Source organism: Burkholderia sp. BCC0044 (assembly GCF_902832955.1).
Lineage (GTDB): Bacteria > Pseudomonadota > Gammaproteobacteria > Burkholderiales > Burkholderiaceae > Burkholderia.
Genome location: NZ_CADFDO010000002.1, coordinates 1,818,051 through 1,834,498 on the forward strand (window position 1 = coordinate 1,818,051; position 16,448 = coordinate 1,834,498).

At 61.9% G+C, this 16,448-nt stretch carries 18 protein-coding genes; all 18 read left to right on the forward strand.

Annotated features, from left to right (window positions below; all coding sequences use genetic code 11):
- Positions 1–16 precede the first annotated feature (16 nt).
- The 18 genes from HWX14_RS16625 (at position 17) to HWX14_RS16705 (ending at position 16,402) form a co-directional block, all read left to right on the forward strand.
- Complete coding sequence (locus HWX14_RS16625) at positions 17–805, forward strand: hypothetical protein (protein WP_151062622.1); 789 nt, start codon at positions 17–19, stop codon at positions 803–805.
- 70 nt (positions 806–875) lie between these two features.
- A complete protein-coding gene (locus HWX14_RS16630) occupies positions 876–4,007 on the forward strand; it encodes an SNF2-related protein (protein ID WP_233629406.1) in 3,132 nt (1,043 codons plus the stop codon).
- Positions 4,008–4,514: 507 nt separating this feature from the next.
- Positions 4,515–6,188, forward strand: coding sequence for a PRTRC system ParB family protein (locus HWX14_RS16635; RefSeq protein ID WP_151062621.1), 1,674 nt, complete (start codon positions 4,515–4,517; stop codon positions 6,186–6,188).
- Between the two features lie 77 nt (positions 6,189–6,265).
- Positions 6,266–6,700, forward strand: coding sequence for a PRTRC system protein E (locus HWX14_RS16640; RefSeq protein WP_062911835.1), 435 nt, complete (start codon positions 6,266–6,268; stop codon positions 6,698–6,700).
- Between the two features lie 8 nt (positions 6,701–6,708).
- Positions 6,709–6,927, forward strand: a complete 219-nt coding sequence (locus HWX14_RS16645; RefSeq protein ID WP_046424183.1) for a PRTRC system protein C — start codon at positions 6,709–6,711, stop codon at positions 6,925–6,927.
- Between the two features lie 99 nt (positions 6,928–7,026).
- On the forward strand, positions 7,027–8,169 hold the full coding sequence (locus tag HWX14_RS16650) for a PRTRC system protein F (protein WP_151062620.1): 1,143 nt from the start codon (positions 7,027–7,029) through the stop codon (positions 8,167–8,169).
- Positions 8,170–8,180: 11 nt separating this feature from the next.
- Positions 8,181–8,909, forward strand: coding sequence for a PRTRC system protein B (locus HWX14_RS16655; RefSeq protein WP_062911837.1), 729 nt, complete (start codon positions 8,181–8,183; stop codon positions 8,907–8,909).
- Positions 8,906–9,541 (forward strand): PRTRC system protein A, encoded by a 636-nt coding sequence (locus tag HWX14_RS16660; protein WP_151062619.1) that lies wholly within the window; start codon positions 8,906–8,908, stop codon positions 9,539–9,541. Before HWX14_RS16655 ends, HWX14_RS16660 begins: the two co-directional genes overlap by 4 nt.
- Entirely contained in the window at positions 9,541–10,368 is an 828-nt protein-coding gene (locus HWX14_RS16665; protein ID WP_151062618.1) for a PRTRC system ThiF family protein, read from the forward strand. Before HWX14_RS16660 ends, HWX14_RS16665 begins: the two co-directional genes overlap by 1 nt.
- Before the next feature lie 268 nt (positions 10,369–10,636).
- Positions 10,637–11,098, forward strand: a complete 462-nt coding sequence (locus HWX14_RS16670) for a hypothetical protein (RefSeq protein WP_151062617.1) — start codon at positions 10,637–10,639, stop codon at positions 11,096–11,098.
- A gap of 86 nt (positions 11,099–11,184) precedes the next feature.
- The gene (locus tag HWX14_RS16675) at positions 11,185–11,577 is read left to right on the forward strand and encodes a hypothetical protein (RefSeq protein WP_151062616.1); all 393 of its coding nucleotides are present in this window, start codon (positions 11,185–11,187) and stop codon (positions 11,575–11,577) included.
- An 8-nt stretch (positions 11,578–11,585) separates the two neighbouring features.
- Positions 11,586–12,059: a hypothetical protein gene (locus HWX14_RS16680; RefSeq protein ID WP_124680441.1), complete on the forward strand. Its 474-nt coding sequence runs from the start codon at positions 11,586–11,588 to the stop codon at positions 12,057–12,059.
- Positions 12,056–12,187, forward strand: coding sequence for a hypothetical protein (locus HWX14_RS36770; protein ID WP_257737063.1), 132 nt, complete (start codon positions 12,056–12,058; stop codon positions 12,185–12,187). Before HWX14_RS16680 ends, HWX14_RS36770 begins: the two co-directional genes overlap by 4 nt.
- Positions 12,188–12,275: 88 nt before the next feature.
- On the forward strand, positions 12,276–12,671 hold the full coding sequence (locus HWX14_RS16685; protein WP_151062615.1) for a hypothetical protein: 396 nt from the start codon (positions 12,276–12,278) through the stop codon (positions 12,669–12,671).
- Between the two features lie 78 nt (positions 12,672–12,749).
- On the forward strand, positions 12,750–14,270 hold the full coding sequence (locus tag HWX14_RS16690) for a hypothetical protein (protein ID WP_151062614.1): 1,521 nt from the start codon (positions 12,750–12,752) through the stop codon (positions 14,268–14,270).
- A gap of 14 nt (positions 14,271–14,284) precedes the next feature.
- Positions 14,285–14,749: a hypothetical protein gene (locus tag HWX14_RS16695; protein ID WP_151062613.1), complete on the forward strand. Its 465-nt coding sequence runs from the start codon at positions 14,285–14,287 to the stop codon at positions 14,747–14,749.
- A gap of 256 nt (positions 14,750–15,005) precedes the next feature.
- The gene (locus tag HWX14_RS16700) at positions 15,006–15,257 is read left to right on the forward strand and encodes a DUF3717 domain-containing protein (protein ID WP_151062612.1); all 252 of its coding nucleotides are present in this window, start codon (positions 15,006–15,008) and stop codon (positions 15,255–15,257) included.
- 119 nt (positions 15,258–15,376) lie between these two features.
- Positions 15,377–16,402, forward strand: a complete 1,026-nt coding sequence (locus HWX14_RS16705) for an ATP-binding protein (protein WP_151062611.1) — start codon at positions 15,377–15,379, stop codon at positions 16,400–16,402.
- The last annotated feature ends 46 nt before the right edge of the window (positions 16,403–16,448 follow it).

The following is a 16,448-nucleotide window of genomic DNA, read 5'->3' on the forward strand; positions in this document are numbered from 1 at the left end:
ACTGGTGGAGCACATCATGTACAACGCTTTGATCGAGCAGTTCAAGTCGGCACAGACGAGAGCGGCCGACGCCTATCGCGCAGTTGCAGACGCAGAAATCGCCCTGTTTCCTGGCTGCGAAGATTACGAGCGTGCCACACGCTCGCGACACGAATACAAGGTCGAGCGAGAGTTGACGAAGTTCTGTGTCGACCTCTCCGAAGTAGTAGTGCGAGTCGCGCGGCGCGAAGTGGCGCCCGCCGGCACGCGTATCGAGATCGACCGAGCCGCCGAGTTGGAAGCGGCAGGCATCGATATCGGCGAAGCCATTCGATCAGGCACAACGCCGGATCTGGACGCATTCTGGTCGCATCTCAAGCAGAAGTTCGCAGGAGATGCCGGCGCATCGATCGCGTATCAGCAAGCCGCCAAGGCGATCATCGACGGGCTTTGGTTGAAGCCGACGACAGAAATGAAGCGCACCAACAGCGGCATTGTGATCGAGGCGTCGGTTGGAAGCGAAGCTTCCTTCAGCAGCAGCGGGTGGCGTCGCGTTAGCTACTACTCGCAAAGCCGCGTTGCAGCACTGGTGACGGGCCTCACGACATTTGCCGTGAAGTCTGGTTGTGCGGCACTTGCAGGCGAGCTAAGGCATTGCCGCCTCGTGAGTGACGAGTATCGCTCGCGAGACAAGGAGAGCTTCACTGGCCTGGAAATTGTCCGCTACAACGACAAATGGCAGTTCAAGTTCGCGCACGCGATCGGCGATGCGCTGTCGATCTTCATCAGCGAGTTCGGAGCCGAACATCTCGCATCGCGCGGATAGTTCGGTAGCTCCAACCTTCCTTTTTCGGCCCGCCTCGGCGGGCCGTTTCTATTTCTATCGAGAGATTTCTATGCAGACTGCATTCGATTTCGAAGCCAGCGACTGGTATGCGCCGCTACGGGCAATGAAAAGCCTCGGTTCGCTCGATGTCGGCGTGGCCCACCACGGTGAGCTGGCCGCAGCGCGACGGCGCCACCTCGGACAATTTTTCACGCCAGACGAAGTTGCCCGATATATGTGGGGATTCGTAGAGCGCTTTAACCCGAAGCGCAAGGTCCATGTTCTCGACAACTCGATCGGCTCGGGGCGCCTCCTGCAGTTCGGTGATCCGGAGCGGCATTCGATCTACGGCGTCGATGTACACGATCCTGCGGTGGCGGCATGTCAGTCGGCATTCGAGGGAGCGGGTTTCAAGGTATCGATTCGTCGGGCTGGAATGGAAGAAATCCGACCGTCCGGGTTCGACGTTGCGATGATCAATCCGCCGTTCTCGCTGCACCTCGAGTCGCCGCACCTGTATCCGTTCGAGTGCACCACGATCGGACGATATGGCCCGAACACCAGCGCGTTGTCCCATGACTATGCACTGGCTCAAGCTCTGAAAGCTGCTAACGTGGTCGTTGCCTTGTTACCGGCAACGATGGCCGAAGCAATCGCCGGTGCGACTTTCGGAAAGCCGTTTCACTACTACGGGGCCGCAAAACGGTTGGCCGGCTACTTCGAGCTGCCGGACGACGCATTCCAGCTGGAGGGCGCAAACGTCCGGACGGCAGTGCTTGTCTTCGATCGATACAGGACACGGCCGGGCGACTTCGTCCGTGCAGCTGCTGACCTCGGCCGACCCGCACCGCTCCTAAGCCTACATTGGGAGGAGCGGTCGTTTGATCGGCCACGGCTGCAGTTGCAGACGCTCGACGATTCCATTCCTGCAATCACACGACCGGTAACCGGAGACGCCCGCGTTGGCGTGGCGCATGACGGTCGCTGGATTCGACTGGGTTTCAGGTGCGGATTCACCGAAGCGATGGTGCTGAACGCTATCTACGATCACCGCATTTTCTCGACGGATGGCCATCGGTTGCCGCGCGGGTTCCGATATGCGGGTCAGGGGCTACTCGACCTGGAGGTGTATCTGGTACAGGACGATCCGCAAGGCGCCTTCGAGAGGCTGATCGAGCGTATCCGAGCCGCAGGCGGAGAACCTAGCGTCGCGCCCGGCCTGCGTGAGCACCTCGCCGCGCGATCCCGGCGATCACTGCGGCAGCAGACACCGTTGCGGCACGTTGTGTATTCGGCGGGAGCCGGATCGGCGTCGTCGGTGGTTGGCAGGGCGCGTGCGACGCATAAGGTTGACGACCGGATGTGGGCGAGCCCGCTCATCAAGGCAGGAGACGAAGTGGTGTTCGAGCGGGAAGCCGATGGCACGTACGCGTACGTGTTCAAGGGCGCGAAGTACCGCCTCGCGGTCGACGAGCTGAACGCGCGATTCGCGGTTGAAAACGTCGCTCAGGTATGGGAGGTTGTCCACGAAGGGTTGGCGGCGCGCTTTCCTGATCACGCCGCGGCGCTTCGTTCCCGCGTCAGTACACTCGGGATTCCCACGTGGTTGGACTGGGAATTCCAGGTCGACGATCTTATCGAGACGCTGATGAAGCCGTCGGGATGCGTGATCGCTTGGGAGCAGGGCTGCGGCAAGTCGCGGCTCGCGCTCGCGTTGATTCTGGCGGCCGGCGTCAAGCATGGGCTGATTGTGGTGGAAGCGCGTCTGGTCTCGGAGCTGTTGGCCGAAGCTGCGCTAACGCCGATTGGTATGGACGAAATCAAGGTTATCGAGTCGCCCGCCGATCTGGATGATCTGCGCCGCTTCAACCTGATCTCGTATGAGCGCTTGCGTATGGTGGTCGATCCGTCGCAGTCGAGACGGGCGACGTATGCGCACCGCCTGCGGCGTCGAATTGGGCTGCTGGTCGCTGACGAAGGGGAGCGTCTAGCGAACCCGACAAGCGAGCAAAGCCGTGCGCTGTGGCGATTGTCGGCACGCCGGCGGTACGTGCTGACGGGTAGCCCAATTCCGAACTACCCGCGAGACGCGTTCGGTCTGATCGCATTTGCAGGGGGTGATGGCACCGCTGCTCAACCGTACGGGTATCGTCGCGGCTATCTCGAACAGAGCTGGCTCCAGTCAGTAGAGTACGCCGACCGCGGCATAGATCGATTCCGAGACGATTTCGTCGTGACGGAGTGGGTCACGTGGCAATTCGCGGAGAACTTGCAGGATGGGGCGAAGCGCGAAGTGCCGAAGATAGGAAATCTGTCGCTTTACCGAGCGATGCTCGCGCCGCACCTCAAGCGTCGCTTGGTGTGCGAGCCGGACGTCGCGAAATACATCCAGATCGAGGCGCCGGAAATCCGCGTTCACACAGTGGACTGGGAGCCGGATCATCTCGCGATGTACTTGCGCGCGGCCGACGACTTCGCATCGTGGTACCGAGATCGCCAGAAGGACGGTACATCCTGCAATCTGGTGACGATCCTTGCGAGAATGCGGGCGGTGCACTTCGCCGCAAACTATCCGCAGTACGGGATGGAGGGGATCGAGCGCCGCAGTGGGCTGACCAGCAAACAGCGTGCCGTGATCGACCGGATGCGGGAGATTGCAGCCGAAGGTAAGCAGGCGATCGTTTTCGCCGAAAACCCCGGCGTGCTGAATCTGATCGCCCGCGAGCTCGACGTTAGCAAGATCGACACGGTGCTGTTCCATGGCGGTGTCCCGATAGCCAAGCGGGTGAAGGCAAAGGACCAACGGTTCCTCACCGGACTCGCAACGGGCCTGCTTTCAACCAAGGAGTCGGGTCGGGCAGGCTATAACCTCCCGAACGCGGACTATGTCTTGTTCTACGACCGGTCGTGGACCTGGCGTGCGGAGTACCAGGCGATGCGGCGGGCCTTGCGGTGGAATCGCAAGGGGCGGTTGAGTGTCGAGTACTTCCACTTGCCCGGAAGCATCGATGTCTATCAGGACCAGATGGTCGCGCACAAGCGTGACGCGATGCAGGCAGGTCTGGACTGGGCGACACCCGAGCTCGAAGACGAGGCGTTTCTGCACATGGACACCTTGCTGGATGCGTTCGTCGAAGACATTGCACGGCTTCACGGTGAAAAGACGTACGACATGCGTAAATTGTTGAAGGAGGCAGCGTAATGAAAGCGGAACGGCGCGTGACTGTTGCGATTGGCGATGGCGTGGTGACGATCAAGCGGGATGGGTCGAGCACCGCAACCGTTGCGGGAGTTCTCGGAAAGGTGACGAAGGGCGGTGCGGAAGTGGTATGTCTCGATCGCCTTGTCCACCAACCGTACGAGACCGAGTTTGTTGGATGGATGGTCAGCGGCGCTGTCACGACGTTGCTCAGTCGCTCCGTCAATGGAGAAGGTGCAGCGTAGCGTTCAGTGGACGCCCCAGTTCCTTTGCTCAGGCCCGGTCATTTGATCGGGCCTTTTTAATTGATGCGCGCGGCGGGCGCACGCGCTTGAAAGCTGGGTGTTTCTTTCGGGCTTTCCGCGGCAGTCCCGCGAATTCAGGCGGTATCTTTTCCTCATCTACCGCGTCTCTGACGCATCGACTCAGCCGGCGTCGCCGGCATTCCTTTCCAACCCCATCGGGAACCACTCCCGATCGGGGGCAGGTTCCCACTTCGGAGGACCTGACATGCAACACGCACATCTGCAGCAACCCACCGTCAAGCTGCGCCGGATCAAGCTCGGGCGAAACCCCCGAACGTACTTCGACGACGCCGAGATGGAGGAGATGAAGGCTACGGTCCGCGTAAGCGGCGTCCATACCGCGGTCATCGTTCGGCCGCTCGACGAAGAGTACTTCGAGCTGATAGCCGGAGGCCGTCGGTACAAAGCCGCAATGGAAACGCGCGGTGAAGACTACGACATGCCGGTTACGGTGGTGTTTGTCGACGATGCCGAAGCTGAAGACATCGCTCTCATCGAGAACATCCAGCGGTCGAACCTTTCCCCCGGTGAAGAAGCAGTTGACGCAGCGCGACTGCTCGGCCGCTGCAAGGGCGATCGCGAAGAGGCTGCCAGGCGAATCGGCTGGAGCCTTCCCACGCTCAACAGTCGTCTCGCGTTGCTGAACTGCAGTAACGAAGTCCTCATCGCCCTGAATACGCGCCAGATTCTTCTTGGTCATGCGGAGCTGCTGGCCGCGCTCTCCAAGGAAAATCAGGATCGCGTTCTTCCGGTGATCATCGCCGAGAAGAAGTCCGTCACCGACGTGCGAAAGCTGGTCGAGAGCGCGGCATGCTCTCTGTCCGCCGCTATCTTCGACAAAACCGATTGCGCGGCGTGCCCACACAACTCGGCAACGCAATCCGAGATGTTCGGCGAGTCGATAGCGACTGGTAACTGCACGAATCGCCAGTGCTACAACGGAAAGACCGAAAAGCAGCTCGAGGCGATTGCTGACGGCTTGCGGGACGAATTTCCGACCGTACGGATCGTGCGCGCCGGTGACAACCACACGCGCGTCCAACTCGCGGTCGAAGGGCCGAACGGGGTGGGCGAGGCGCAAGCGAAGGCGTGCCACGGCTGCCAGAACTACGGCGTCGCGGTCAGCGGGTTGCCGGACTCTCTCGGCAAGACCTTCCGCGGCCAGTGCTTCGACACTGTGTGCAATATGCGCAAGGTCGCGGACCGGATCACGGCTGAGAAGGCGGCGGCGAAAGCCGCGACCTCTGACACCAAGGGTTCGACCGTTTCGACTAAGGCAGCTGGTAAGGGCGGATCCGATACGTCTGCGCCGACGGCGGTAACCGTCGTCGCTGAGTCCGACCGGGTGAAGCAGTACCGCGAGGCACTTTGGCGCAAGGCTTTGCGGCGGGACGTCGGCAAGAACGCGGCGCTCGCGCGACAGTACCTGATCGCAATCGTCCTCGCGGGATACGCGCGCCAGATCAAGGAGGACGTTTTCCGATCCGTCTACGAAAAGGTGACGGACGAGAAGGCTCCTGCAACTGATCTCTCGAAGGCCCTTTTTCTCGCTTGCGCCACGTCGGATGAGCAGGCCGCGACGCTGGTCACCGGCATGTTCGTCGCGGCGATCGAAGGCCTCGACGTTCCGTATCTCAAGCAACTCTGCAAGCACCACAACCTCGACCTGACGCAGTACTGGAAGCTCGACAAAGAGTTTCTGGAACTCGTCACCAAGGCCGAGATGATGGTGATCGCGGACGAGCTCGGGCTGCGCACGGCGATGGGCGACAACTTCAAGAAGGTGTTCTCGAAGGCGAAGGCTGATGTCATCACGGCGTTGCTCGCCGTCGAAGGGTTCACCTACGAGGGCAAGCTCCTGAAGGTTCTCAAGTTCTAAGTAGCGGGCGGCTTATGGCCGAGCCGCATCAACATTCTTCGCCGCCTCGTGCGGCGCATATTTTTTTGGAGATTTAAATGTTTCAAGCACTCGAACCGCTGCTTCGTTCCGCGGAAAAACTCGTCTTGTCGCTGACGATGGATGGCGACAACATCGTTGTGTTTTTGACGCCGGCCGGCGGTAAGGACGCGATGTTGCGACAGCCGTTGATCCTGAAAGCGACGGCCAGCGAGCTCGACGAGGGTTTCGCGGCGGCGATCGGTAGCTTTACCGCGGCGCACCAGTCGCTCGGCGAACAGGTGGCGGCTACCAACGCGATCCTGGAAGCCCAGCAGCAGACGCAGGCGACGAAGGCGCAGAAGGTCTTGGCGAAAGCATCGATGCCGACGGCCGCAGACGCGGGCGCAGGCGACGCCGACGACGAAGACGGTGCGACCGCCACACCGGCGGATGTCGCGCCCGCTGCCGCTGAGAAGCCGGCCGGCACGGATCTGTCCTCGTTGATTCTGTGAGGTAAATCATGTCGATCAGCATTGCTGCACTGGTACGCGAGTTCACCTACAACGGTATGGCGCTCATGGATCCCGGCCCGGCATTCTCGCCGGATCAGGTTCGTGACCTGTACACCGCTCAGTATCCGGAGCTGACGACCGCTGCGGTCGACGGCCCGGACATGAAGGGCGAGGTGGCGCACTACAAATTCGTCCGCGCAGCGGGTGCCAAGGGTGCCCATGCGTAAACGCGATCTGCTCAAAGCCCTGTCCGCTCCGGATGGTGGCTTCAATCAACAGGAACCGGCCGAAAGGCCGGTTTTTTTATATGACGAGGAAATGCGGAAATGTTCTTCGATCCTGCACTCCCTGATTCAAGCATCGCAGCTGGCTCGGCCGCGCGCTGGCAACCGCCACGCGCTGCCGCTGCCGGACGTCGACCTGCCGCTGATCTTCTGACGCTTCCTTCCTTCTCGACGGAGGTGCCGGGCGCGGTGCGGTTGAAGTGGCGCGAAAACGTGAACCTGTCCGATTTGGTCCTTAAGCATTTCCAGTACGGGCCGTTACGCGCAGGCGATGTTCATGATCCGGCCGACGCCGGCGACGCGTTCCAGCAGGCGTTTCATGCGTGGACGCGACGTCAGCATGGGCAGTTTTCCCGGCTGCGATTCACGCCGCATCTATTCGACGCGCATGCGGTTCGTGATGTTCTCGATGGCCTCGGTAACGGGAACAACGATGAGGATCCGACGCCGCTATTTTTCGGATTCGGTCTTGAAGACGAGTGGGTCTACTCGCTTGAAGGGGCGATCGAGACACTGCGGTCGGCCCACCCGTTGCTCTTCCGAACGGTGATGGCCGCGGTGTACCGCGCATCGGCCCGAACGATGTTCATCCGCCTGCCTGACTGGTTCATATACGAATTTTCGTGCTGGTATTGGGACGGCGATCCGAACATTTCAGACAAGGATGCGGACGAAGCGCTGAAGGAACGCTTCGAGGACGACACAGAAACACGCTCCGCGTATCTGCCGTCGGTTGTTCGGCCACAGCTTTGCCCGGACGACGCTGATCCGTGTGTGTTTAGCGGCGGTAAGTGGCGTGATCGGCGCGCCATGACCGACCCGGAGCTGGTGCGGCTTCGCGCTCGCAGCAGGGGCATGCCTCGGCGCGTATGCACCGAGGTTCTCAACCTCCGGGCGCTGATGCGCCGTAGCCGAACGCGAGATCTGTTTCACGTGAGCTACGACGCAAATCCCGTCTATGGAATTTGTTCGGTGATCGTCGAGGACAACGCGTTTGTTGGCGACCTTCTCGACCATCACTTTGACGGTGCCGCTCAATGCGGGGATGCAACGACCTATAGCGGGTTCTCCCGGCTGGAGTCGACTCCGAAGGCTATCCGCCGCCAGTACGCCGACCTGGCACTGGCGTTTCGAATTCTCACGCATCTCGACCGACTTCTCGCGCTGGTGAGCCAACCTACTTAAAGGAGTGTGTTATGTCTGGTATCTCGGCCGGTAGAACCGGCTCTGATGTCGCGTTGTCGCAAGCGCTGTTGCTCTATACGGGCAAGGATGGCGCGCACTTTGCGACAGCCCACGCTGTCATCGCTGACCGCAAAAGCGGTCGACCCGTCATTGGCGCCGGTCGTCCGCTTGACCGGAAGGTGCTTGTTCAAACGCTTCAGCATCTCGCCGAACACGTTGCCCCGCGGGCGGAGTTTTTGCCAGCGACGGTGCTCGGGGTCTCGCCAGAAGCAGTCACGTGGTGGTGTCCGCCAGCGATGCGCCGGGTGTTCTTCGAATGCGAGAGCCTCGGTAAGCGAAGCGCCGTGGTTCCGAATCCCGGGTTGGTGTTCCAGGCCTCGAATCAGGGTTTTTCCGTGTTTGCGGTGGCATGCAGCGATCGCCCCGTACGCGAGACGCCGCTGTTCGAGCCGCCGTACTTCAACACCTGGGACATGGGTCGGATCTGCATCGGTAGCGCGCGGGTTCCGAAGCGTGTGGATGTGGCGTCGATCGATGGCTGGGAAGCCGGGTTCTTCGACTCGGCCTTCACGCATCCGAACGCCGGCGGTAAACGCATCGAGTACAAGGACGGCGAGTACGCGTTCTGGCGGGACATGCTCGACGGCAAGTTCGGCGAGACGTTTCCGCTCAACGCGCTGGTCCCGATGAGGCGGACGCTCGAGCAGCTGGTGAACGGCCAACTCGGGAGGAATGCATGAATCCGCTCGATACCGTTCTTCAGCAGTCGTTCCCCTCGGTGATGGTTCCGTCGCGGGAGGCCGTTGTCCCGATGGCGCGTTCGGGTGAGCGTCTGCTCATCGCATCGGATGGCGTCTATCTCGAAATCTCGCGTCCCTGGGTGCACGTGGTGCGTCGCATCGCGCAGTACGCGGTCTCGACGGCTGTCCCGTACGGGAACGTCGAAGAGACGACGGTGCTCTTGTGCGGGCAGATTCCCGTCACGCTCGTCGCGGAGTTTCATGCGATGGCCCGGGCGGCGTTGCCAAACGAGGTCGGCGCGTGGATTGTCTGGAACAGCGTGACCGGTGAGTTCCGTATCGTTGCGTTGCCTTCACTGTCGCACGGGCCGGGGCATCTGGTCTATGAGCGTCCGCGACTGGCAGATGACGAATGGCTGGTGGTGGATTGCCATTCCCATGGCACCGGCCAGGCGTTCTTCTCGCGCACGGACAATCAGGATGACAAGCACGACGTGAAGTTTGCGCTTGTGCTGGGCGATTGCGATCGTACGCCGTCGGTCGCGCTGCGGCTTTGCGCGAAAGGAATCTTCGAGAAGTTCGAACGCGTTCCCGAGTCATGGGCGGCCGCGCTGACGACGGAGGTGGTGTGATGAGCGAGGTGATCACTCACAGTATTCCGGCCGACATGATCCGTCGGCCGTGGCGTGTCGTGGTTGTTGGAGCCGGCGGGACCGGGAGCGCATTTCTTCCCAGTCTCGCGCGGTTGCATCACGCCATGATCGAGCTCGGCCACCCTGGCGGGCTCGAGTGCACGGTGTACGACGATGACACGGTAAGCGAGACGAATGTCGGGCGGCAGGGGTTCTATCCCAATGACGTCGGGCATTACAAGGCGCTGCTGCTCGTGAATCGGCTCAACAACCTGATGGGTACCAACTGGGTTGCGGAGCCGCGGCGTGTCGATTCGTCGGTGCGGATCATCGCCGACATCGTGGTGGGTTGCGTCGACTCACGTCGCGCGCGGCACGCCATTGTGCGGGCAGCGAAGCGGGGGAGTTGTCGTTACTACCTCGACTGCGGGAATGAGACGGATCGCGGCCAGGTCATCCTTGGCGAGCTCGGCCGGGCCCGGCACGACAGATTGCCCCATGTGGGTGATCTGTTCCCGGACCTGCTGAACGCCGAGAACGACAAGGACGACGACGCGCCGTCCTGCTCGATGGCTGATGCCCTGCGCAAGCAGTCCCTGGTCATCAATCAGGCGATCTCGGTACAGGCCTACAACCTACTCTGGACGCTTTATCGGACGGGGTCGCTGAAGTATTCGGGCAGCTTTGTGAACCTCGAGACGGGGCGCACAAGCCCGATACCGATCGATCCTGTCGCGTGGGCGCGCTTCGGATATGACGCACCAAAGCCGAAGAAGTCGAGGCGGCGCAAGGGCGCGGATCCGATGGACCCGGATATCCCGTGGTAGATTGCCAACCCAACTTCAACCAGCGCCTCCCGAGTAATCGGGCAGGCGCTTTTTTTTCGTCCAGTGGAAAGCGGGGCCGTTTTCTCGATGATTCTGGCGCGCGGCGCCGGCGCGCGGTCCTACACTGAATCTGTTTCTCGCGCATCTGCGCATCGACCCAATCGCATCGGCTCTGTCCGTGCGCATTTCTCTCACCGACAACGTGTCGGCTCCCCTGTCAGGGCAATCTCCCTGACGGGCGATTGCCCTCTTTTTTGAGGCAATCGTCATGCTCAAGCTTCTCATCTCTGTCCTGCTTCTCGCGTCCCTGACCGCATGTGCTTCGTATGACTTCGGCTCTCCCGACGTCTACCAGCGCTACGACGTTCAGCGCGCGGGTGAAATCGAGGCGGCCACCGTCGTCAGCGTGCGCGGCATCACGATCACCAACGAGTCGGACCGTTCCGGCCTGGCGTCGCTGTTGAGCGCGGGTGTCAGCGCATTTCTCGGCTCCCGCACGATCGGTGGCGGCAACGGGCGGTACATCGCCGGCGCGCTTGCTGGCGCCGGTGCGGCCTACGTCTCGCAGCGTCTGTCGGAATCGCTTGCGCGTCACGCCGGCCTTGAGGTCGTCGTACGCACGGGATCCGGGCGGACGTTGGTGGTCGTTCAATCCGACGAGCAGCGCTTCGCCCCCGGCGATCGCGTGATGCTCGTCAGCAGTTCTGCCGGCATGCGCATCACGCGCTGAGCCGTTTAATCGCCGGCAGCCGCCGGCTTCTTCCTGCATAGCGAGGTTCCCGTCCGGGGCCTCGCTTTTTTTATTCCGAGGGCAAGATGTTCAAGGTACCGAAAGTTTTGTATGCGGATCGGCGCGCGGGCGGCGTCGCGTCCGATGCGGCGTTGACCCAACATGCAACGCGAATGCTTTACCGTGTTGCGCGCGATCTGCGGTTGCGCGCGGGCGAGCACGAGGTGGTGGCTGAGCCGGCGAAGGCCGGCCGCGGCTGCCGCGTCACCCTGCGCACCAGCCGGATGATGCTCGAGGTTGCGGATTCGACGTCGCGCCAGCATGTCGCGGTGTCGTTCCGCACCCGGCGCGGTTGCCGTGACCTGTCGGGCGGTGGCGACAACGTCGTGCCGCTCGCGCAGCTCGACACGGACGAGGGCTACCAGGCATTTCTTGGCGGCCTGCGGCTCGTGGATGGTCTCGATAGCGACAGGCGATAGGGGGCTTGATGCAATTCGTCGACGTCTGCATTGAGTACCCTTCGGGGGTGACGATCATCGATCGCGGGTCCTATGACGCGGATCTGGGCATGGTCTATGTCTCGGCCCGCGTCCGTGCCGTCCTGGCGGTAGTGCACGACAGCGAGCCGCCGCCGACGATCACCGCATCCTGGGATGGGAATGAGGCCAAGCTCATTCAATCGACTGGGGATAGCTTTGCTGTCGTCTCGGTGGTGCCGCCGGCGGCCTCGTCGCGGTCCCGCTTGGGTACGCGGCTTGTTCGCGCGTCCTGGTCGAAGGACCAGCGGCAGCAGTTCGGGCGGTTCTGCCACACGCTGACGGTTTCGTCGATCGTGGGCTTAGTCGGCTACGTGCACGCCATCTCGGAGTTCTCGATCTGGACCGCGATGAACGTCGCTGCTCTGGTCGTGATCGGTGTGATAACCTACATCGTAGGCATGGATTCCATGAACGGAGAATGAATATGTACTTCGGTCCTGTTGCACTGCTTCTGACGCTGGTGTTCTGCGGCTACGGCATCGTCGCATGCGAACGCGGTCGCAAGGCGGAGCGCGACCAACGTCGTTCTCTGCGTCACCACACGCATTAAATCGAACTGACGGCCGACCCTCTGGGCGGCCACCTTCCTATCAAGGGCTACACCTTTCGGTGTGGCCCTTTTTATTTTCGGGGTTTCCATGTCTGAAGTACTGGATTTGCCGGTCGAACTGGCGAGCGTGCCGTTCGAGCCGGTCGGCAAGACGGTGGGTGAGGTCGCCGCAGAAATCGACGGTGCGTTGCGAAACGGCGGCCTCGAGCCCGAATGGGTATTGCCTGCCAACCAATACGCGACTGCACCCGAAGAACTTTGCGGGCTCCGTGCAACATCGGCGTGGCCGAAAGCACCTTATCTGGCAGGGCAGACCTGCGTCTCGGTAGTTCGGTTCGAATCGGCGACTGGTGTGCAAGTGAACTTGATCCGAGCGATGGACGGGCATAGGCGCATCCAGCCGGTGATTCGCATCGGCGCGCGCTCGCGGTCCGATGCCTGGGCAATTGCTGCCGCCGTATCGCGATTGTTCGACCTCGACTGACGCATCACCCTCTCTCTCTCCCAATCCGGGGCAACTGCCCGGATGGGGTGGTTGCCCCTTTTGCAAGGACGACCACTCATGTACACGATTCACACCCCTAACGCAGCAATTCAAGTCGACACCCTGGCGCACGTTTTCCACGTGTTCTTCCACGACGCATCGCTGTCCGCTTACGACACGACGGAAATCTCGTTGACACGTGGTGGTACCGCGCTGCCGATCCTGCGCTACAACGGGATTTTGACCGTCCGTCAGCCGGGCACCGCGCACGCGATCTTCACGTCGATCTTTGCCGAACTTCGTGACCGCTGGTTCACCAAGGACGGAAGGCAGCTGCAGCCATGGCAGATCACCCGCAAGCGCTGGGAAGTTTTCCAGTTCGTGTTCGAGCTGGCGAAGCGGCCGGCGTGGATGCTGTCAGGCGAGCAACTGGAGGCCGAGGTAGAGACTGCGCGTGCCGCCGGATCCAATTTTCGCCTACCCGATGTTTGCGATCAGGTCGCCGTCGACCTCTTCGGCTACACATCGCAAGGACCGCGTCTCTCGCTGTCGGGCGGGGTCAACGGTCGACACGAGCTCCACGTCGCCTATGCGCTGTTCCAGGATCAGCCGATTCCTGACGCGGTGTTGGCGGACTATCGTGGCGACACAAAACACTTCCGGTACGACCTGGAGTGGTTCCCCGTCCTTCTGGAGGTTCCCGTTCTTCGTAACTCGCTTCCGTACAACGTCATGCAGTCTGCGGTGGCGATCTTCCGTCACGAAAAGCGGACGATCGACGCGGCGCTCGGCGCGAGGGTCGTCGAGGCGTTGCGGACCGCTCCGGCGAACAGCACGTATGTCGACGTCGACGACAGGCTGTTCGCCGATGGCCTCGTGGACAAGCCGGCCCTTCCTGAGCAATACCAACGCCCGTTGGATGTTGGTATAGGGATGTCTCCTGTCGCTGAGCGCTTGCGTGAGCTGATTGGGGACGCGGTCCTGAGGAAGGCGCTGGACAGTCTCGAATCTGACCGACAGAAAGGGCGGATCTCGCAACGGCAGTATGACCTGAGGACCGATATGGCGAGGTTGGATCGAGGGCGTACGACGTTCGAAAGGCCGAACCAGTTTGCGGCCGCCGTCGAGGCCCGTGACGTCGCCACCCTGCTGAAGTTTCTGGATCACCCCGACGGTCGGAACGACCAAAGCAAGCAGGTGCTTCGCGAGCAGTTTGGGCTGTCGTTGCGCGGGCTGAATTCGGCCCGCCGGTGGCGCGCGATCTTTGCGTTCTGCGGCTTCGATGAGGCGGCACAAGCCGAGTGGCAGGCGAAGCAGGACGCCGCCAAGGCGCAACGTCTCGCCGAAGAGGTCGCCAACGACGCGAAGCAGCAGGCCGGCCTCGCGCGGTATCGGACGCCCGACAACACCGTCATCACCGGTGTCGAACACGTCGATCGCGCGATCGCTGACGGCTATTCCGAGATCCGCAGTTTTCGCCATGGTGCGGCGACGCGCTACGCGTTGGCCAAGCCGGGTTCCACGGAGGCGCGGACGCTTCACGCGACGAATGGCACGCTGGACTATGCGCGGTCGCGGCTCACGTCGTTCGCCGGTTGATCGAGGAGCGAAAGATGCGATTCGATCGAACCGTGCGGTACGGAGACTACGTCTGGACCCGCCGAAAGGAGCAGGCGTTTCTCAATCGGCACATACGTGTTGCTCGGAAGCTCGAGCGTGACTGCCCGCTGTTCGCGGATCAGCTTGCGCCGGCACCCGAGACGGACGTCGACGCGGAGAAGGCGCTGCGTATCGACAGGGCCCGCCAGAGCGAGCAGCTAATGCGTGATCTCGACGCAAGGCAATGGCGCGCCGGTCGTGCGTCCTATTTCGCGTGCGAGCCGGAGATTCGTGCGCGAATCATGGCCGAATGGACCGCGTGGCGGGGACCGGCAACGCCGCTGTACTTCATCTATGTGGTTGAGAAGCACAACGGTGTCGGCGAGGAGCGAACGCGACGGATGCGTGAGCGCGATGCTGAGATCCGGGAGGCAGTCCTTCCGATGGTGAACGTTCAGGGCGACCTGCTTGGGACGTAAGAGGTGGTTCGCCCACCGATGTTGAACAACCGGCGCCACGTGCGCCGGTTTTTTTTCGTCCGTACGGAACGGGATGGTTTCAAAGCCCCGCGAATTTCTCGATCTTTCCGGCCGACCCAAAGAATTGCGACTCCTACACTGGCTTTACTCACCGCGTCATCGACGCATCGAATCCGCCGCAATGCGGCCACCTACAGCCCCAGGGGATCATGCCCCGCAGGGCGTCGTTCACGGGGCGATACTTTCGAGGTCACCCATGAGCCAACCTGACGCGTCAACCTCCTTGCGATTGGACGCCGTTTCGATCGCGGAGATCGAAGGGGCCATTAACGTGTGGCGCAATCGCTCGCCGGTGCCGACTGGCCCCGATGAGCTGCTCGTTCTCTGCGCCGAGGCACGCGTTCTCGCGGACGTCTACGGCGTCATGATCGTGAACCGCTCAAGCAGTGTCCCGCGATCGTCACTGACGCCGAAGCAGGCCGCGGCGCTGCTCGGCGCACGCGCGTAAGTACAAACCGGCGTCCCAGGACGCATCGATTCGCCGCATCGCGGCATCTTCAATCGCCCCGCAGGGTCACGTCCCTGCCGGGCGCGGTTCCCGTGGGGCTCTTTCAATTCAGGAACCCCATGAAACTCTCTCCCGCACGTCTTACCAAGCTGCTTGCCGCCTATATCCCGAATCGCTTCCCGGTCCTGGTCTCCGGCCGGCCGGGTATCGGCAAATCTGACATCGTCGAGGCTGCCGCCAAGGCGGCCGAGCACGACCTCCTCATCAGCCACCCGGTTGTCGAAGACCCGACGGACTCGAAGGGGTTGCCGTTTCCGTCGTCAGACGGCACGCATGCTCGATTCTTACCTTTCGGGGACCTCGAGAGGGCACTGTCGGCGACGCGTCCACTGGTCTGGTTCTTCGACGATCTCGGCCAGGCTTCGCCGGCGGTGCAGGCCGCCAAGATGCAGCTGTTGCTGGCGCGTCGAATCGGCGAACACCAACTGCCGGACTGCGTCACGTTTGTCGCGGCGACCAATCGCCGCGGAGACAACGCTGCGGTCAACGGGATTCTCGATCCCCTGATCTCGCGCTTTGCGGCTGTCGTCGATCTTGAAGCCACGGTGGATGACTGGACGACCTGGGCGGTTCAACAGAACGTGCCGCCCGAGCTGATCGCGTTCCTTCGTTTCAGGCCCAGCCTGCTCTGGGAGGAGCGTAGTAGTCGCGACATCGTTGCGTCGGCAAGTCCCCGCAAATGGGGATTTCTGGCCAAGACGATGCAAGCTGTCCCGGCGGATATGCTGCCTGATGCGATCAGTGCGACGGTCGGCGAAGCTGCCGGCACCGAGCTGCTCAGCTTTCTCGCGATCTACCGGGCGCTGCCTTCGGTCGACGCGATTCTCCTGAATCCCGATTTGGGCCCCATCCCGGAAGAGCCAAGCATCCTGTACGCGCTCACCGCCGCGCTCGCACACAAGGCGAGCGACGGCAATTTCGAGCGGGTACTGCGATATGCGGATCGCCTCGTAGATGCCGGCCATCGCGAGTTTACGGCGCTGCTGGTGCGTGATGCCACTGCGCGCACGCCCGAGCTGGCAAACCACCATGCGTTCATTCGTGCGCAAGGCGGCGAGATCGGCAAGATCATTCGCGGCGAGTAACCGTCTTCAAACCCCGTAGTGCCTTTCCCTGTTGCCACGGCCGATT